The sequence below is a fragment of the Thorsellia kenyensis genome, from assembly GCF_042432445.1.
Taxonomy (GTDB): domain Bacteria; phylum Pseudomonadota; class Gammaproteobacteria; order Enterobacterales; family Thorselliaceae; genus Thorsellia; species Thorsellia kenyensis.
In genome coordinates, this window is record NZ_JBHLXE010000047.1 from 1 (window position 1) to 2434 (window position 2434).

At 44.0% G+C, this 2434-nt stretch carries 1 protein-coding gene; it reads right to left on the reverse strand.

Features of this window, described 5'->3' with window-relative positions; translation table 11 throughout:
• The coding region (locus ACFFIT_RS04705) for an Ig-like domain-containing protein (RefSeq protein WP_385876495.1) at positions 1-2434 on the reverse strand (2434 nt) is incomplete at both ends.

Genomic DNA, 2434 nt, shown 5'->3' on the forward strand with positions numbered 1-2434 from the left:
TAGCTCTAAGAAACCTTCATCTAAGGTTTGTGGTTGACCCACAGATACGTTAAATACGATGTCCGTCTGTGGTCCTGTCGTACCGACACTATTAACCGGCGCAACACTGATGCGATTTTGACCATCACTTAATGGGTTTTCTATGTCAAAACTCCACTCGTTATTCATCACTTTCGCACGACCAATCGCTACACCATTAACATAAACTTCAACTTCCACAACATCATCTGGTGCACGGCCAACCAATTGTGGCTTATTATCATCCGTGATGCTGTTGCTCTTAATTGGACCTTGGAACTCACCTACGTTATCTAAAAGCTCAAAGCTGTCTGGAGATAAAACGTCCGGTATGCTCGTGTTAATGACCACGACAAAGCGCTCACCTTCAATACTGGTGTTACCCGCTTGATCAGTCAAAGTCACATAAAACTCATGTACACCATCGTCGAGTTCTTGTAATTTTAATATCCAGGTCCCTTGGTTACTCACAACCGCAGAGGCCAGCAATTTAGTGCCTGTCGCTTTATCATAAACCTGTACGGTCGTACCCGGCTCACCGGTACCTCTTAAGGTCGGTGAAGACTCATTCGTACCACCACCATTCGGTATAAAGCCTTTATTTGGATCGGTGCTGTCTTCAACACTCACTATCACACCCGCATCCGGTGGCGTTAAGTCATATTTAACATCAAAGGTTTTCGTTAATGCATTACCTGACGCATCCACTGTCTTCACAGTATAAGTCTGGACGCCATCATCAATGAAGGTGCTTGGGATATCAAAACGCCATTTACCATTCTCGTCAGCCAAGACATCACGAGTATTTAATTTGTATTCACCAAAGTAAATATCTACTTTCGCCCCAGGTAACGCTGTACCTAATAAGGTCGGCGTCTTATCATTCGTCAAGCCACCGTTGTTCAATAATCTAATCGGTCCATTTTCGTTAACTAAGTTCACTTCAACATTGTCAACCGTTAACACCACCTCTGTGGTATCTAAAGTAAAGGTTAAACTGTCACTTGCAGAGGAAACGTTACCCGCTTTATCTGTCTCTTTCACCGTGATGTTATGCTCACCATCCGCAAGATTTAAACCAAATACCCAATTACCTTCCATATCAACGGTCGCAAATCCTAAGGATTTGCCATTATTGAAGATTTCAACAACGCTTTCACCTGACTCCGCTTTACCTTTTAATATCGGTGTATTGTCATCAATCGTTGAACCGTTCACCACGTTGCCTTTAACATCTCCCTCGCTGTCTTCAGCAATAAAGGTTGGCTTAGCGGGTGGTGTGCGGTCATAGTTGATAGCATACTTCGCTGTCTCATCCGAAGTCTGGCTCGCTGCATCTTCTGCAAGCGCTGTGATGTTATAAATGCCATCATCTGTGATGACACCATCCGGTAAATCTAATCTCCAGTTACCTTGTGCATCCGCTTGTGTTTCTGTTGCATACTTCCCATTGACCTTGATAATTACTTTCACACCAGGTGACGCGGTACCACGAATCGTCAGATTCTTATCATTAGTCACACCTTCTGGCTGTATGGTCTGTGCACTGTTACCAAAATCATCAATCACTTCTACGATAGAAGGCTGCACGGGTTTGGTCGTAATGACATTAAATGCCCACTCAGCCGTCTTCTCTCCTTCAATACCAGAGGCACTCACTGGTGCTGCTCTCAGTTTGTGCTCACCACCTGATAAGAATTCAGTTGGGGTATAAGTCCAATCACCGTTCGCATTAACAGGGACTGTGGCAACTAATTTATCATCCATATAGATGTTGATGAATTTAATCGCCTCTGAACGTACGCTCCCTTTATATTCAGGTTGTCTGTCATTGGTAAAGCCACCTTTTTCAATGGTGCCCGTCACGGGTTCTTGATCATCATATAAATCAATGTCTTCAGGACGTAAAGCTATCGGCTTATCTAAACTTATTTCAAAATTCACTTCTGATTGTGGACCATAAACACCCGATGGGCTCACAGGAGAAATAGCAATCTTATGTTTGCCTTTCGCCAACTCGTCAGTGATTTGGTAAGTCCATGCATTGCTTGTCACAGGTGCACGGCCTACTTCTTTACCATCCACGAATATCGCCACCTCAGACACGCCTGTAGGTACTCGACCCTCTAACGTAGGTAACGTATCATCTGTGAAATCTCCTTCATTGATGGGACCTGTGAATTGGCCCACATCATCGAGAAGCTGCCATGAACCCACTTCTAGTGATTCTGGTGCTTCTGTGCTGACAATTAAGTCAAATCCTTCAGTAGGTACAAAACCCGTCAAGTTACCGGCTTTATCTGCCGCCCTGAATTGAATGCTATAGCTACCATCAAGAAGAGTTAAATCGGCAGGTAACTCAAAGCTCCATTGACCATTTTGACCCACAAATACAGGAGGTGTTAATGATTTAAGC